Source organism: Meridianimarinicoccus sp. MJW13, from assembly GCF_014901205.1.
Lineage (GTDB): Bacteria > Pseudomonadota > Alphaproteobacteria > Rhodobacterales > Rhodobacteraceae > Meridianimarinicoccus.
Genome location: NZ_JACNMU010000002.1, coordinates 183,232 through 198,195, shown reverse-complemented (window position 1 = coordinate 198,195; position 14,964 = coordinate 183,232). Strand labels below are relative to the sequence as shown.

Below are 14,964 nucleotides of genomic sequence, written 5' to 3'. Positions count from 1 at the left end.
GCGGGTCAAAACGAGGCTTGCCATGCGCGTCACCATTTCGATTCTCTTCCCCGGTCTGTCCCTGCTGGCTCTGGCCGCTTGCGAACCCAGCTATGACAGCGCGCAGGGCGCGATCCCGGCGTCACAGGTCTGCGATGCCACCCTGTTCGACGAGTTGAAGGGCGAGCCGATCGAAGTGGTCGACAGCGTGAATACCCCCCTGCAAGTGCGGGTTCTGGCCGCCGACAGCTTCGTACCGCGCGATTTTGACGCCAGCCGCCTGACCTTTACGGAATCTCCCAAGGGCACCGTCAGCCGCATTTTCTGCGGCTAAGCCCCTCTTCGCCAGCCTCTGCCCGCGGTGTCGGCCTGCAACAGCAGCGCGGACTCGACTCTGGCCGCACTTTGTTCATAGTAAGAACATAACAGGAACATTATTGCTGCCACAATAATGCCGAATCGTCGTGTTCTCTCTTTGTGGTTCCCACGCCTGGGGGCCGAACGGCTGCTGCGTCAGGATCGTGACGTTCTGGAACGGCCCCTGGCCGTCGTTGCCGATCGCGGCGGCGCACAGGTGCTGTCCAGCCTCTCGGTCGCGGCCGAGGCCGCAGGGCTGCGCGCGGGCCAGCCATTGCGCGATGCGCTGGCGATGTTTCCCGACCTGCTGACCCGGTCCGAGAATGCCCGTGCCGATGCCGCGCTGCTGGCGGCGCTGCGCCGCTGGGCCGGGCGGTTTTCACCCTGGGTCGCCGAAGAGCCGCCCGCCGCCCTGCTGATCGACCTGACCGGCTGCGCCCATCTGTTCGGCGGCGAGGCGGCGTTGATGCGGCAGGTGGAAGCCGATTGCGCCGATCTGGGGCTGACCGTGCGCGCCGGGCTGGCCGACACCGTGGGTGCGGCCTGGGCGCTGGCGCGTTTTGCCGGGCAGGCGGCGGACCCGGTCCGCTCGGGCGATGCCATCGACCAGGAAGCCCGCGCCACCCGCTCGCGCGCGGCCAAGCGGCGGCATTGGGAACGCGGCGGGGCGCCGCCCGGCCTGCCCGCTCCGGACACCCCCGCCGGACGCATCGCACCGCCCGGACGCACCCGTGCCGCGCTGGACCCGCTGCCGGTGGCCGCCCTGCGCCTGAGTGCCGAGGACACCGCCGCCCTGGCCCGACTGGGCTTGCGCCGCATCGGCGATCTGGCGGGCCAGCCGCGCGCCGGGCTGGCGCGGCGGTTCGGGCGGCAATTGGTGCGGCGGCTGGATCAGGCCATGGGGGTGGAGCCCGAGCCGGTCTCGCCCGCCAAGCCCGCCCCGCGCTTTGCCCTGCGGCTCAGCCTGCCCGACCCCATCGGGCTTGAGGACGACCTGCTGGCCGGGATCGACCGGCTGCTGCCGCCCTTGTGCGCCAAGCTGCGGACGGCAGGACTGGGCGCGCGGCTGGTGCGGCTTCAGGCCGAACGCTGCGACCGCGAGATGCAGGAGATCGAGGTCGGCCTCGCCCGCCCCTCGGCCGATCCCGACCGCATCCGCCCGTTGCTGGCGCTGAAGCTGGACCGGATCGACGCCGGGCCGGGGATCGACCGGCTGCGGCTGAGCGCGCCGCGCACCGAAGCGGTGCATGCCCGCCAGCACAAGGGCCATCTGGACGCCGCCCGCGCCGCCACCACCCGCCGCGATGCCGGCCCGGTACTGGACGATCTGATCGGCCGGCTGGGCGCCCGCGTCGGCATGGAGGCGATCACCCGCCTGCATCCCGCCGACAGCCATATCCCGGAAAAGACCGCCACGGTGCTGGCCGCCGCATGGTCGGACCCTGCGGGCGACTGGCCCCGCGCGCCGACCCCGCGCCCGGTGATGATCTGGCGGCCCGAACCGGTGAGCGCCCCCGACACGCCGCGCCTGACCGGCCCCTTCCGCTGGCGCCGCCGCAGCCTGACCCCGGTGCACACCCGCGGCCCCGAACGCATCGCGCCGGAATGGTGGCTGGACGATCCGGCCTGGCGCAGCGGCGTGCGCGATTACTGGGATGTGGTGACGGAAGACGGGGCGCGGCTGTGGCTGTTCTATGCCCATGGCAGCACCCGCTCGGGGGGCTGGTTCTGCCAGGGGGCCTTTGGCTGAGCCAAGGCCCCCGGCACCGCCGCGCTATGGGGGCAATGAACCGGCGGTGCCGGAGAATGGCAGCTTCTGCGCCATGGGTCTGACTATACCGTCAAACGCTCGCACCCGCAGAATTTAGTGCCGGAAATTCAAGCCAACTTCGCCCCAAAAAGCGGCAAAAGACATGGAAAGCTGGAAGGTTAAGCATGGCCGCGCTTGATTTCACCCGGCCTCGGCCCCAGAGTTGACGCATGACCGTGATTCCCCCGACCCCGTTTCCGGGCCCACGCGCCCCGGTCGAACAGGTGGCCTTCCAGCGCGCGGAACTGGGCGTGATCCTTGGACTTTACGGGCGCATGGTCGCCGCCGGAGAATGGCGCGACTATGGCATTTCCTGCCTGCGCGACCACGCGGTGTTCTCGGTCTTCCGGCGCACCGCCGAAACCCCGCTTTATAGAATCGAGAAACATCCTAAACTGCGCAACCGGCAGGGGATGTACGCGGTGATCGGCATGGACGGGCAGATCCTGAAGCGCGGGCACGACCTGAAAACGGTTCTGCGGGTGCTGGAACGCAAACTGATCCGCCCGGTCTGAGCCGCGCGCCGCGACTCAGTTGGCGGGCACCAGCCGTCGCCGCGAGGTCACCGGGCCATCGCCCTGCCCCGCGATCCGGCGCACGGCTTCTTCGGCGGATTCATAGACCACCGACATGTGATGCGCGTTGGCGTGAATCAGGCGATCATCGCTGACCGCCAGCGCCACATGGCCCTTCCAGAACAGCAGATCGTTGCGTTGCAGCGGCTCGGCATCGGCCACGGCCTGCCCGGCGGTCCGCGCCTGTTCGCCACTGTCACCGGGGCAGGACAGGCCACAGGCCAGGCAGGCCACCTGCACCAGCCCCGAGCAATCCAGCCCCAGGCGCGAATTGCCGCCCCAGAGGTACGGCGTGCCCAGAAACAGCTCGGCAATGGACGCGGGGTCGGAAAACCGCAGATGCGCCTTGGCCACATGCACCATCGGCACATACAGCCCCTCGTGGGTCTGTCCGAAGCTGCCCTCGGTGCCGGTCAGGGTCAGCCGCGCGCCAAAGGACAGGCTGGCCACATCGGGCGCCTTGAAATCCGGTGCGGCATACAGATGGGTGGCCAGGGTGATGACCTGATGGGTCGGCTCCACCGGCTGGCTCAGATCCTCGGGCCGCATGGCGCCGCGATAGCCATCGGCCACCCGCCGCACCAGGATATGCCCGTCGGCCTCGGCCAGCGGCTGCACCGCCTCGCCATACAGAAGCTGACGGCTGCGGGTGCCGCCGGGACGATCCAGAAGATCGGCGACGGGCACCGCCACCTGAAAGGTCTTGAGCGCGGGGCGGGCGGGCTGGGTCATGACGGCATCCTTGTTGTGACCGCCTGCCTACGCCTTCACGCGGGAAGGTCAAGCAGGCTTGGCAGCGCCGCCAGCACGGCCCGTGTGCCCTGCCCGACCCCGCCTTTGGGCCGCGAGGGCGCGGCCACAGGCTGCCAGCCGTAGATGTCGAAATGCACGTAGCGCAGCGCGTCTTCGACAAAGCGGTGCAGGAACAGCGCGGCGGTGGTGGCCCCGGCAAACCCGCCCTTGGGGGCGTTGTCCAGATCGGCCACACCCGGTTCAATCATTGGCTCGTAAGGGTCATGCAGGGGCAACCGCCAGACCGGATCGCGGACCTGCGCTGCGCCGGACGCAAGGGTTGTCGCTGCGGCATCGTCGCGGGTGAAGAAGGGCGCGATATCGGGGCCGACAGCCACCCGCGCCGCGCCCGTCAGCGTCGCCATCGAGATCAGAAGATCCGGTTTTTCCTCGTCCGCCAGCGCCAGCGCATCGGCAAGAACCAGCCGGCCCTCGGCATCGGTGTTGTTGATCTCGACCGTCAGACCCTTGCGCGAGGTCAGGATGTCCTGCGGCCGGAACGACGCGCCGCTGACAGCGTTTTCCACCGCCGGGATCAGCACCCGCAACTGCACCGGCAGATCCAGGGCCATGATCATCCGGGCCAGCCCCAGCACCGCCGCGGCGCCGCCCATGTCCTTCTTCATCAGGCCCATCGAGGCGCCGGACTTCAGGTTCAGACCGCCGGTGTCGAAACAGACCCCCTTGCCGACCAGCGTCAGCCGGGGGCCGTCGCTGCCCCAGCGCATGTCGATCAGGCGCGGCGCGCGCGGCGAGGCACGGCCGACCGCGTGGATCATCGGGAAATTGGCCTCCAGCAGATCGTCGCCCGTGGTGACCGACATTGCCGCGCCAAATTCGGCTGCCACATCGAAGGCAGCCTGTTCCAGTTCCGCCGGCCCCATGTCCGACGCGGGCGTGTTGATCAGGTCGCGGGTCAGCGCCTCGCCCGCCGCGATGGCCTGAATGCGGTCGCCATCGACGCCTTTGGGCACCACAAGGCGCGGCGTGATCGCCGGGGTGCCCGAATAACGCGTGAAGCGATAGCCCGCCAGCAACCAGGCCAGAGCCGCCTCGGCGGCGTCTTCGGGGGCCAGATCGCCCACAAGCGCCCAGTCGCCTGCCGGCAGCGCAGCCGGCGCCCGGCCCAGCCAGAACCGCCCGCGCGCCCGCGCCTGCGCCGTCCCCAAGCCAAAGACCGCGCTGCTACAACTGCCATCGGCACCGGGCACGGCCACCACCTGCCCCAGTTCGGCCGTGAAGCCCACAGCGGTCAGCCAGGTGCGGGTGGTCTCTGGCTGATCGCCCAGCCAGCGTTCCAGATCATCGCTGCCGACAAGGTGAAGGGGGCGCGCCGCGTCGGCGTCTTGGGCAAATGCGAGTTCCATGGGCGGCCTGTCCTGTGATCCGATCCCAGCACCCTACGCCGTTCGGACGCGCCTGCAAGCCGGATCACTCGACCTCCTGGCCGGCGGTCCACAGAAGGGTGATCGTCGCCTCGCCCAGACGGCGGCAGCGGGCCACGGTGGCCGCCAGCGCCACATGATCCTTCACCGCCGCGCAATGGGCCACCGCCCGCGCCGCGCGCTGCAACCGGGTCAGCCCCGCCGCCGAGGCCGTGGCCTGCAGCCGTTTGGCATGATCCTCCAGCGCCATCAGGTCCGTATCGGCCAACGCCCGCGCAAGGCCCGCCATGCGAGACGCCAGCGATTCGACCAGATCCACCGCCGCACGATCGCGCGAACAGCCTCGCGCCTGGCTGAAACACGCCACCAGAGTTTCGGGATCCAGATCCTCGGACTCGAAAAAACGCAAATGTACCCGCACGATACCCCACCCAATTCCGGCCCCCACCGGTGAATTTCCACATACCCCTGTTCCTGCCAAAAAAACCTTGCTTTTCCAGCCCGAAGTACCTCGAAATTGAATTCACTCCGCACTAGTTTCGAGACTTATGGAAAAGAACACCGCGCTCACGCACCCGCTGACCCTCCGGCCCCTCCCGGGCTACTTGCTGCAACGGTACAGAGGCTGGAAAGCCACCGACCACGCAGAAAACAAGATTTGGTACCGCCGTTTGGCAGAGGAAGGTCAACGGCCGCGCTGCATGGTGATTTCCTGCTGTGACAGCCGGGTGCACGTGACATCGGTCTTCGGCGCCGGGCCGGGCGAATTCTTCATGCATCGCAACATCGCCAACCTTGTGCCGCCTTATGCGCCCGACACCGATCATCACGGCACCTCGGCGGCGCTGGAATACGCGGTGCGCAACCTGAAGATCACCAACCTGCTGATCATGGGGCATTCCCTGTGCGGCGGCGCGGCGGGATGCCTTGAGATGTGCAGCGGCAACGCGCCGGAACTGGACGACCCAAACAGCTTTGTCGGCCGGTGGCTCGACATCCTGCGCCCCGGATACGAGCGCGTGAAGGACATCGCCGACAGGGACGAGCAATCCACAGCCCTGGAAAAGCAGGCCGTGGTGATCTCGCTGGAGAACCTGATGACCTTCCCCTTCGTGCGCGAGGCCGTGGAGGCCGATCAACTGGCGCTGCACGGCATGTGGGTGAATATTGCCAACGGCGACTTGCAGATGCTGGACCCGGACTCGCACCAGTTCATCAGCTTGTAGACCCATCGGGCGCGGGTTGTTCCGCGCCCGGTCGGACACTTCCGGCAGGATGCCGGCGCTGATCCGACCCGACCCGAGGAGGCCGGTGATGACTTGGATGATCCGCGCGCTCGCCGGACTGGCCGCCCTGGTGGCCATTCTGGCGCTGGCCGCCTTCGCCTTGCCGCATCAGATCTCGGTCAGCCGGTCCATCACCATCGACGCGCCGCCCGAACGCGTATTCCCGCATCTGGATTCGCACACGGCCACGGCGGAATGGTCGCCCTGGATCGCGCGCAATCCCGATGCCCAGGTGATCTTTGAAGGGCCGGAGGCCGGGATCGGCGCGCGGATGAGCTGGATCTCGGACAATCCGACCCTTGGTGACGGCGTGCAGGTCATCACCTCGATCACCGACAACCGATGGGTGGCGCGATCGATGGAATTCGGAGACTGGGAGCTTGCGACCGCGTCGTTCCTGCTGGACCCGGACGGGACCGGCACCCGTGTCACCTGGTCGTTTTCCACCGATGCCGGGTTCAACCCGGTGTCGCGCTGGATGGGACTGGTGGTGGATGACTGGGTCGCGGACGAACTGGATCAGGGTCTGAGCCGCCTGAAACGGCTGGTCGAGACCGGCAGCCCGGACTGAGGCCGCGCCGCATGGGAACGGCCCCGGCGCGCCCGCGCGCCAGGACCAATACTGGTGTCAGCCCTTTTTCAGGACGCGCGCACCCAGCGTTTCGGCGATCTGCACGGCGTTCAGGGCAGCGCCCTTGCGCAGGTTGTCGCTGACGCACCACAGGTTCAGACCATTGTCGATGGTGCTGTCCTGACGGATGCGGCTGATGAAGGTGGCGTAGTCGCCGACGCATTCAACCGGCGTGATGTAGCCCCCGGCCTCGCGCTTGTCGATCACCATGATCCCCGGCGCTTCGCGCAGGATATCGCGGGCCTCGGCCTCGTCCAGATGATCTTCGAACTCGATATTGATCGATTCCGAATGGCCCACGAAGACCGGAACCCGGACACAGGTCGCGGTGACCTTGATCGCCGGATCGATGATCTTCTTGGTCTCGGCGACCATCTTCCATTCTTCCTTGGTGGTCCCGTCCTCCAGGAACACGTCGATGTGCGGGATCACGTTGAAGGCAATCTGCTTGGGATAGACCGACGGCGCGACTTCCTGGCCGGGCACATACATGCCCTTGGTCTGATCCCACAACTCGTCGATGGCATCCTTGCCCGAGCCGGAAACCGACTGGTAGGTGCTGACCACCACCCGCTTGATCCGCGCGCGGTCGTGCAGCGGCTTCAGGGCCACCACCATCTGTGCGGTCGAGCAGTTCGGGTTGGCGATGATGTTCTTGGCCTTGTAGCCCAGAACCGCCTCGGGGTTCACTTCCGGCACCACCAGCGGCACCTTCGGGTCGTAGCGATAGAGCGAACTGTTGTCGATCACCACGCAGCCCGTCGCCGCGGCCTTGGGCGCATACTTCTTGGTCGCGTCCGAGCCGATGGCAAACAGGGCGATGTCCCAGCCGGTGAAATCGAAGGTGTCCAGATCCTCGGTCGTGAGGGTTTTGTCGCCAAAGCTCACTTCCGTGCCCAGCGACTTGCGCGAGGCAAGAGCTGCGATCTTGTCCACCGGGAACCCACGTTCCGCGAGGATGTTGAGCATTTCGCGGCCCACATTGCCCGTGGCGCCCGCGACGACGACGTTATACCCCATTTCGGGTTACTCCTTCTTGCATAACGCGCGTCTGTTACAGGCTTTGTGTCCCATGGGAAAGGGGGCTTGAGAGACGCTGTGTCAGACTGTGACCGGAAGCTTCGGCAGCACCAGGTCGGGCTTGAACTTGGGATGGCCATCCGGGCCGGTCTCTACCTCGGGATAATAGACTTGGCCCAGATAGTTCATGAAGGCGTTGCGCAGACCGGCGTCGTAATCCAGGGATCCGGCCTTGGCGAACACCCGGCCCAGGGCCGCAGCATTGTCCACCGGGGTCACGATACCGGGAATGCGGAAGAAGGCTTCGCCCAGCACGATCACCGGCTTTTCGAAATACAAGGCCTGCAACCCCACCGAGGAATTCAGCGTGATGACCGCCTGCGACCGGTCCACCTGAAAGAAGGTGTCGGTCTGGTTGTCGATGACCACGCGATCGGGTTGGGCGGCTTTCGCGCGTTCCAGCGCCGCGCCCAGCGGGATCTTGGAACTGGGATGCTCCTTGAACCGCAGGTGCCAGCCCTCGGGCAGATCGGCGGCGGCCTCGGTCAGCAATTCGATGAAATGTTCGAGGTCGCGGACCCAGCCGCTGAACTGGCGGATCTGGGTATCGTCAGGCACCTGCAACGGGCAGAAGATGAACTTCTGCCCCGCCAGCCCGGTGTCGCCGCTGCCCTGACCGACATCCGCACGGGCCGAGGCGCGCGCCTGCAGCTTCTCGCGCAGGGCCAGCCAGCCGGGTCCGGCCCGGTCCGGATCGTCGCCCGCCCAGTCGCGGTAGAAGCCGGCGTCGCGCGGCAGGCTGTTCAACTGGTTGATGCCCACCGGGTCCACTGTCACCCGGCCGGGCAGCGGCGCGCGCTCCAGATAGATGGTCGGGCGGCCGGCATCGCGGGCGGCAGCCATGAAGGCACGCCGGGTGCCGGTGATGCCGTTCCAGGCGACCGCCACCGACCCTTCATGGCTTTCGAAATGATGGCGGAACCGGTTGTACTGAACCGAGTAGATCCAGATCTTGGCGTTGCGGTGCCGGGGGCTGCGCGGCGGACGCTTGGCGGTCGCCACCGCTTCCTCGGCCCGCTGGCGGGTCTCGGGATAGCCGCGCAGGCGGATGCTCAGATCGCTGAACTGCCGGGTGCCGCCACCGATCTCGCAGACCGAGGCCAGCATCGAGTCGATTTCCGGGTCGCCGTCCTTGAGATACACATAGGTCATGGCGCGCCCTTTCTGAGCTTAGCGGAACAACAAGAGCGGGATCTGGCAGGAGCGGATCATCTCGGTCGTGGTCGAGCCGATGATCAGTGCCCGCATCCGCGAATGGCTGTAGGCGCCCATGACCAGAAGGTCGGCCTCGCCGTTGGAAACCTTGTCGGAAATCACCTGGATGGTGTCACCCTGCAGGATTTCCGAGGTCACGTCGAAGCCCTTGCCGCGCAGCAGCGCCACCGCGCCCTCATGCTTGCGGCGCATCTCGGTCGAGGCATTGGCGACGGTCAGAAGATGCAGGGACAGCCCGGCAAACAGCGCATTCTCGGCGATGTGATCGACGGCCCTCATGGTGGCCGGATCGCCGTCGAAGGCGATCAGCACCCGGTTGATCGGCTGGAACGCCCGCGAGCATACCATCACCGGCTTGTCCGAGGCGCGCACCACCCGCTCCAGGTTCGAGCCGAGGTGCAGCTTGGCGAAATCCGCAGCTTCGCCGCGCTTGCCGATCATGACGAGGGCGGCGTTGGCTTCCAGATCGTGCAGGGTTTCCACCAGATCGCCGTTGCGCAGGCGCGTGTGCACGTCTTCGACGCCCAACGCTTCGATCCGCGCCTTGGCGTCTTCCAGAATGGCCCGGCCGCGGCGCTGCGCCAGCTTGGCCTTGGCCTGATCCAGTTCGGCCAGCTCCTCCAGCAACGCGGTGCGGGCTCCCAGCCCGATATTGCCGCTGAGGTCCGCCTTGACGCCTTGCCGATGGCCCAGGATATGCGCCACCGAGACCGGCACGCCCAGTCGCGAGGCCGCCCATCCGGCATGGTCGCAGACGCTTTCGGAATAGGTGGATCCGTCCACCAACGCGATGATTTCGCCCATCTTGTCCCTCAATGCTCCAACAGCTTGTCCATCGCGCCGGGCTTGTCGAACACCGACAGCTGATCGACGATGGTCTCGCTGGCCCGATTCATGCCGCGCAGGTCCACATCGGCCCCTTCACGACGGAACTTGAGCACGACCATGTCCAGCGCCGCAACCGACGAGATGTCCCAGATGTGCGCGCCAGTGACGTCGATGACCACGCGTTCCAGCGCTTCTCCGAAGTCGAACGAGTTGGTGAAGGCATCCGCCGAGGCGAAGAACACCTGCCCCTCGACCGTGTAGGTGCGCTCGGTCCCGTCTTCGGACAAGACCGATCTGACCCGGAAAATCTGCGCGATCTTGCCGGCAAAGAAGATCCCCGACAGCAGCACGCCAGTCAGAACGCCGATGGCCAGGTTGTGGGTAAAGACCGTGGTCACGACCGTGGCCAGCATCACGATGGAGGAGCTGCGCGGATGATCGCGCAGCGACTTGATCGAGGACCACGAGAAGGTCCCGATGGACACCATGATCATGATCGCCACCAGCGCCGGCATCGGGATCTGGCGCACCAGGTCGCCCAGCCCCACGATCAGGATCAGCAGGAACACACCGGCGGCAAAGCACGACAGGCGGCCCCGACCGCCGGATTTCACGTTGATCATCGACTGGCCGATCATGGCGCAGCCTGCCATGCCGCCGATGAACCCGGTGGCGGTGTTGGCCACGCCCTGTCCGATGCACTCGCGGTTCTTGTCGCTTTTCGTGTCGGTCAGATCATCCACAAGCGACGCTGTCATCAGGCTTTCCAGCAGGCCTACCACGGCAATAGCGGCGGACACAGGGAAGATGATCTGCAGGGTTTCAAAGTTCAGCGGGATGTCGGGGATCAGGAACACCGGCAGGGTGTCGGGCAATGCGCCCATGTCGCCGACGGTGCGCACATCCAGCCCCAGCGCCAGCGAGGCCAGCGTCAGGACGACAATCGTGACCAGCGGCGAGGGCACCGCACGCGTGATGCGCGGGAACAGATAGATGATCGCCAGACCGGCCGCGACCATGACATAGGTGACCCAGGTGACGCCCGTCAGTTCGGGGACCTGCGCCAGGAAGATCAGGATGGCGAGCGCGTTGACAAAGCCTGTCATCACGGATCGCGAGACGAAGCGCATCACCGAGCCCAGCTTCAGCATCCCGGCGCCGATCTGCAGCAATCCGGCCAGCACGGTCGCGGCCAGCAGGTATTCCAGCCCGTGATCGCGCACCAGCGTCACCATCAGGACCGCCGTGGCCGCCGTGGCTGCCGAAATCATGCCCGGTCGTCCCCCGACAATGGCGGTGATGACCGCGATCGAGAACGACGCATACAGCCCGACTTTCGGGTCGACGCCGGCGATGATCGAAAATGCGATGGCTTCGGGAATGAGTGCCAGAGCCACGACCAGACCTGCCAGCAAGTCTGCGCGAATGTTACCAAGCCATTCTGCCCTGAGGCCGCTTGAACGGTCCAAGATCACTACTCCACTTCTGACACACGTGCGGCGCGGTCTAGTCGTGATCGGCCAGAATGACTAGGGGGAAGATTCCCGGGCGGCGGGGCCGGAGCCTGTCAACAGGGCCTCGGCCCTTTCTCTGAGCCCGGCGCTTTGGGCCAGAAGATCCCTTTGGGCGGCCAGCGTCGGGGGCCCGGTTTCCGCCGGCTCTCCGCCGGCTGCAAGCGCGGTGGATCGTGTCTGCGCCGGCTGGCTGGTTGTCTGGTCTGGCAGCACCGGTTGCTGCCCGGACAGAGGCGCGACCGGATCGGTTTGGGGGATCGGGGTCGTGTCCGGAACCGGTCCATAGCGGCGGGCGATCAGATCGTCGGCAAGGGGAACCGGTTCGGAAACCACGCCGGGCTCGGTTCGCGTCCACCCCTTGAGCACGGGAAGGGATCTGTATCGGTTGGCCAAGGTCGAGAACCCAAGGGACGACAGTCTGTCAACGAATGCCCCGCCATTTTCCGGGCTGATGGGCAGCCTCTTGTCGGGAAAGTAGGCTGCTGAAAGATAGACGAATTCGGCTTCCTGATCCTCGGCCGCCAACGCCCCCATGAGGTCATCGTAGGCCAGGGGTACGCCCAGATCCTGTGCGAAGCGCGACTCCGCCAGATCCGACAGGAACTTCAAGGCAGGCTCGAATTCACCGACGCCCGACATGGCCTGTACATAGCTCGCGAGGAGTTGGCCGGCCTCGCGCGATCCCTTTGCCGACAGAATCTGTGCTTCCACTTCCCGTTGCCATTCGGCCGGGAATGCGTCGTTTCCAGGCGCGACCTTCTCGAGCAGGATGGATTGGGCCTCCAGACCCACCAGGTCTCTGGACCGCGTCAGATCCTTCAACGCGGCCCTGTCCGGGTGTTCCGGGGCAGCCCTTGCCTGCTCAACGAGCATGTCACCTTCGGCCCCCGCCAATGTGCGCGCTACCGTCGACCGGACAGCGGTCGCGGTTTCATCGTGCCCCAACATCCTCAATTGGCGGGACACGGCGGGTGCGAGATGTGTACGCAAGTGCGGCGGCAAGCCCGAAACCGTATGGAAGACGGCTTGGGTATTTACCTTCACCGATGCGGGCGTCTTGATCGCTCCAAGGCCAAGGACGCCCCACAAGGCCGCCGACCCGGGACAGTTCGTCATCCCGCCCAGCAGTTCGGAAGACACGCGCCCCGGTGCATCCAATTGGAAGGAGATTTCCTTCAGAAGCCTCGTCGCGGTCGTGTCTGCACCCAGCTTCTCCAGCTCCGCACGGGCTTCGGCCCCGAATCCCAGAAACAGGTATCGCGCGGCCACCGCCACCCCATCGACAGTGCCGAGAGACCCGTCTTCATCCGGGCGGCTGTGCAGTTTCTCGACAGCTTCCTCGAGGCTCCCGACGCCCGCGATCTGGATGAAATTCAGATGCGCCGCATCCGGGCATTGGATTGAAGCCGGTTCTTGCTGTTGCGGCCTCAGCAGATCGGTCGCGGTTTGCGCAAGAACTTGTGGAGAGGACCCAAGTTGGGACGGGCGGGCCACCCTTTGCGGTGCAGCAGGCTCCAAAACGCCATCGAAAACGGCCCGCGCCAAGGCCGTTGATATCTCCGGGTCCAACATTCGTGCCTGGCCCTGGTCGCGCGGAAGACCGGACTCACCAAAATCCGGCAAGGCCTCTGGTGGCTGAACCGATGGCGGGAATCCCGTTTCGATCGGCTCCGGGGGCAGCGGATAATCGGGCAGGACAGATGTCAAGCGCCGCTCAAACGGTGACGAATTTTCCGCAGGCCCGTCAACCACGTCAACAACAAGTACCCTAGGAGACACTTCAAATGCCCGTGCATGACAGATGCAGGCGACCGAGATTTGCAGGTGCGTCTGGTTTTGAGCAAGGGAAGAGACCCTTGTCCGGGGAATCCGGTCAAAGACGCCTGCAAAGTCATAGCTCTGCCGCGTGCCCTGCGTTGCGAGGCCATAGCCACCGGACACCTTCCCAAGCGTCCAATCTACATCCTGGTCGAAGTAGAATACCAATCGGGTAAACCCGGCATGCTCTCCCGACCTGATGGTCACTTGCGCGTCCAGAATCGTTGGAAACAGCGCGAAGCAGGCCCAAAGCAGCGCTCTAGCTATCTTCATCTCGCGGCCCGCTTCAGATCACGAATGGCCTCATCCACTTCCGGGAAGTTTGGACGCAAATGGCCGGGGATATTCTGCCGACCAATTTCCAGACACACATTCGCGGAATGCTGGCGCAAATTGGCTACAAGAACTTCGCGGATGACTTTGTAGTAGTTTGAATCGTTCAGCACCACGTCCCGGATCCGGATCGCAAAGGGTCCCACCAGGCCATAGGCCAGGAAAACGCCAAGGAAAGTACCGACGAGGGCACCGCCAATCAATCCTCCAAGAATTTCAGGGGGTTGATCAATGGACCCCATCGTCTTGATCACACCCAGAACGGCCGCCACAATTCCAAGTGCCGGGAGACCATCGGCCATCGACTGCAAGGCGTGCGACGAGTGTAGGGCATCCTTCACGCGCGCTTCCAACCGCCGTTCCAGAACCTCGTCGACCTGGTTTGCATCGTCAAAGTTCATCAACCCAGACCGAAGGGTGTCACAAATCAGGTCAATCGCGTCGGCGTCGGCAAGAATCTTTGGATAGCGGGCGAAGATTTCAGAATCTTGCGGATCGTCCAGATGACCCTCCAATGCCACCACGTCTTTTCGTGCCACATCGATCAATTCGTACAACAGGCACAGAAGATCCTTGTAGTCCGCAGAACGCCACGTTGGGCCCTTGAAAACCTTGGAGATGTCTTTTGCCGCATGTGAAATTCCGCCCTTGTCGCTCCCAATGACAAAGGAACCGATGGCAGCGCCTCCAATGATGATGAACTCATATGGAAGGGACTTGAGAATGATTGCCATCTTGCCCCCAGAGGCAAGGTAGCCTCCGAAGACGGTAACAAAGATTAATGCAATTCCAGCCAGACCAAGCACAGTTGAACTTCCATCTTATTGACGTACCAAAATTGATTAGTTGGACGGTACATCCATGTTCCGACCCGCGACATGGACAGACACGGCAAATGCAGAATTGGGCGACATGTTGGAGACAATTCCGGCGGCCACACTTGGATCCATCTGCGTGAGGAACCCGGCCGAAAAGCCTGGTGGCATCTGTTCGAAAATCACCGCTGCATCCTTGGGCTTCATGTTCGTATAGATGCCCACAAGTCTTTCGATGTCGCCACTGGATGCGTCCCGTGCAACTTCAATCGTCTGCGATAGCTTCTCTTCGGACTCCTGAAGCCTGGATATCGCAACGGCCAGTTCCTGCTCCATCTCGGACACTTGCCGGCTGCGGATATCCAGTTGTCTCGCTTGCTCGTCCAGACGTTTCTCTCGTGTCGAAAGATCTGCAATAAGATCTTCAATCGCAGGATCAATCGCCTCCCTAGCACCGGGATACGGGTCAGAGTTTTTCACTTCACCAACCAAGTCGCTTGCCTTTACCAGGAAGTCACTTTCCATGATTCTGATTAGACATGAGGC

Annotated in this window: 15 protein-coding genes; 5 read left to right on the top strand and 10 right to left on the bottom strand. The window is 64.7% G+C overall.

Annotation, left to right across the window (positions count from 1 at the left end):
- Positions 1-22 precede the first annotated feature (22 nt).
- The 3 genes from H8B03_RS03920 to H8B03_RS03910 all read left to right on the top strand — a co-directional run bounded on the left by H8B03_RS03920 (position 23) and on the right by H8B03_RS03910 (position 2,661).
- Positions 23-313, top strand: coding sequence for a hypothetical protein (locus tag H8B03_RS03920; protein WP_193140429.1), 291 nt, complete (start codon positions 23-25; stop codon positions 311-313).
- A 117-nt stretch (positions 314-430) separates the two neighbouring features.
- A complete protein-coding gene (locus H8B03_RS03915; protein WP_193140428.1) occupies positions 431-2,086 on the top strand; it encodes a DNA polymerase Y family protein in 1,656 nt (551 codons plus the stop codon).
- A gap of 230 nt (positions 2,087-2,316) precedes the next feature.
- Positions 2,317-2,661, top strand: coding sequence for a DUF2794 domain-containing protein (locus H8B03_RS03910; protein WP_193140427.1), 345 nt, complete (start codon positions 2,317-2,319; stop codon positions 2,659-2,661).
- A gap of 15 nt (positions 2,662-2,676) precedes the next feature.
- Here H8B03_RS03910 and H8B03_RS03905 read toward each other — a convergent pair whose 3' ends face one another.
- The 3 genes from H8B03_RS03905 to H8B03_RS03895 form a co-directional block, all read right to left on the bottom strand.
- Positions 2,677-3,453 (bottom strand): C40 family peptidase, encoded by a 777-nt coding sequence (locus tag H8B03_RS03905; protein ID WP_193140426.1) that lies wholly within the window; start codon positions 3,451-3,453, stop codon positions 2,677-2,679.
- Positions 3,454-3,488: 35 nt separating this feature from the next.
- On the bottom strand, positions 3,489-4,880 hold the full coding sequence (locus tag H8B03_RS03900; protein WP_193140425.1) for a M17 family metallopeptidase: 1,392 nt from the start codon (positions 4,878-4,880) through the stop codon (positions 3,489-3,491).
- Positions 4,881-4,944: 64 nt separating this feature from the next.
- Positions 4,945-5,319: a hypothetical protein gene (locus H8B03_RS03895; RefSeq protein ID WP_193140424.1), complete on the bottom strand. Its 375-nt coding sequence runs from the start codon at positions 5,317-5,319 to the stop codon at positions 4,945-4,947.
- Positions 5,320-5,446: 127 nt separating this feature from the next.
- Between H8B03_RS03895 and H8B03_RS03890 the strand changes: the two genes are divergently transcribed.
- On the top strand, positions 5,447-6,124 hold the full coding sequence (locus H8B03_RS03890; RefSeq protein WP_193140423.1) for a carbonic anhydrase: 678 nt from the start codon (positions 5,447-5,449) through the stop codon (positions 6,122-6,124).
- Between the two features lie 88 nt (positions 6,125-6,212).
- Positions 6,213-6,755 carry an SRPBCC family protein gene (locus H8B03_RS03885; protein WP_193140422.1) on the top strand — a complete coding sequence of 181 codons (543 nt, stop codon included), beginning with the start codon at positions 6,213-6,215 and terminating at the stop codon, positions 6,753-6,755.
- 57 nt (positions 6,756-6,812) lie between these two features.
- Here the strand turns inward: H8B03_RS03885 and H8B03_RS03880 are convergent, their stop codons facing one another.
- The 7 genes from H8B03_RS03880 to H8B03_RS03850 all read right to left on the bottom strand — a co-directional run bounded on the left by H8B03_RS03880 (position 6,813) and on the right by H8B03_RS03850 (position 14,943).
- A complete protein-coding gene (locus H8B03_RS03880; RefSeq protein ID WP_193140421.1) occupies positions 6,813-7,835 on the bottom strand; it encodes an aspartate-semialdehyde dehydrogenase in 1,023 nt (340 codons plus the stop codon).
- A gap of 81 nt (positions 7,836-7,916) precedes the next feature.
- A complete protein-coding gene (locus tag H8B03_RS03875) occupies positions 7,917-9,047 on the bottom strand; it encodes a capsular biosynthesis protein (protein ID WP_193140420.1) in 1,131 nt (376 codons plus the stop codon).
- 18 nt (positions 9,048-9,065) lie between these two features.
- Positions 9,066-9,914 carry a universal stress protein gene (locus tag H8B03_RS03870; RefSeq protein ID WP_193140419.1) on the bottom strand — a complete coding sequence of 283 codons (849 nt, stop codon included), beginning with the start codon at positions 9,912-9,914 and terminating at the stop codon, positions 9,066-9,068.
- An 8-nt stretch (positions 9,915-9,922) separates the two neighbouring features.
- Complete coding sequence (locus H8B03_RS03865) at positions 9,923-11,407, bottom strand: SulP family inorganic anion transporter (protein ID WP_193140418.1); 1,485 nt, start codon at positions 11,405-11,407, stop codon at positions 9,923-9,925.
- Positions 11,408-11,467: 60 nt separating this feature from the next.
- Positions 11,468-13,543, bottom strand: coding sequence for a hypothetical protein (locus H8B03_RS03860; RefSeq protein ID WP_193140417.1), 2,076 nt, complete (start codon positions 13,541-13,543; stop codon positions 11,468-11,470).
- Positions 13,540-14,409, bottom strand: coding sequence for a flagellar motor stator protein MotA (motA, locus tag H8B03_RS03855; RefSeq protein WP_193140416.1), 870 nt, complete (start codon positions 14,407-14,409; stop codon positions 13,540-13,542). Before motA ends, H8B03_RS03860 begins: the two co-directional genes overlap by 4 nt.
- 36 nt (positions 14,410-14,445) lie before the next feature.
- A complete protein-coding gene (locus tag H8B03_RS03850) occupies positions 14,446-14,943 on the bottom strand; it encodes a MotE family protein (protein ID WP_193140415.1) in 498 nt (165 codons plus the stop codon).
- Between the last annotated feature and the right edge of the window lie 21 nt (positions 14,944-14,964).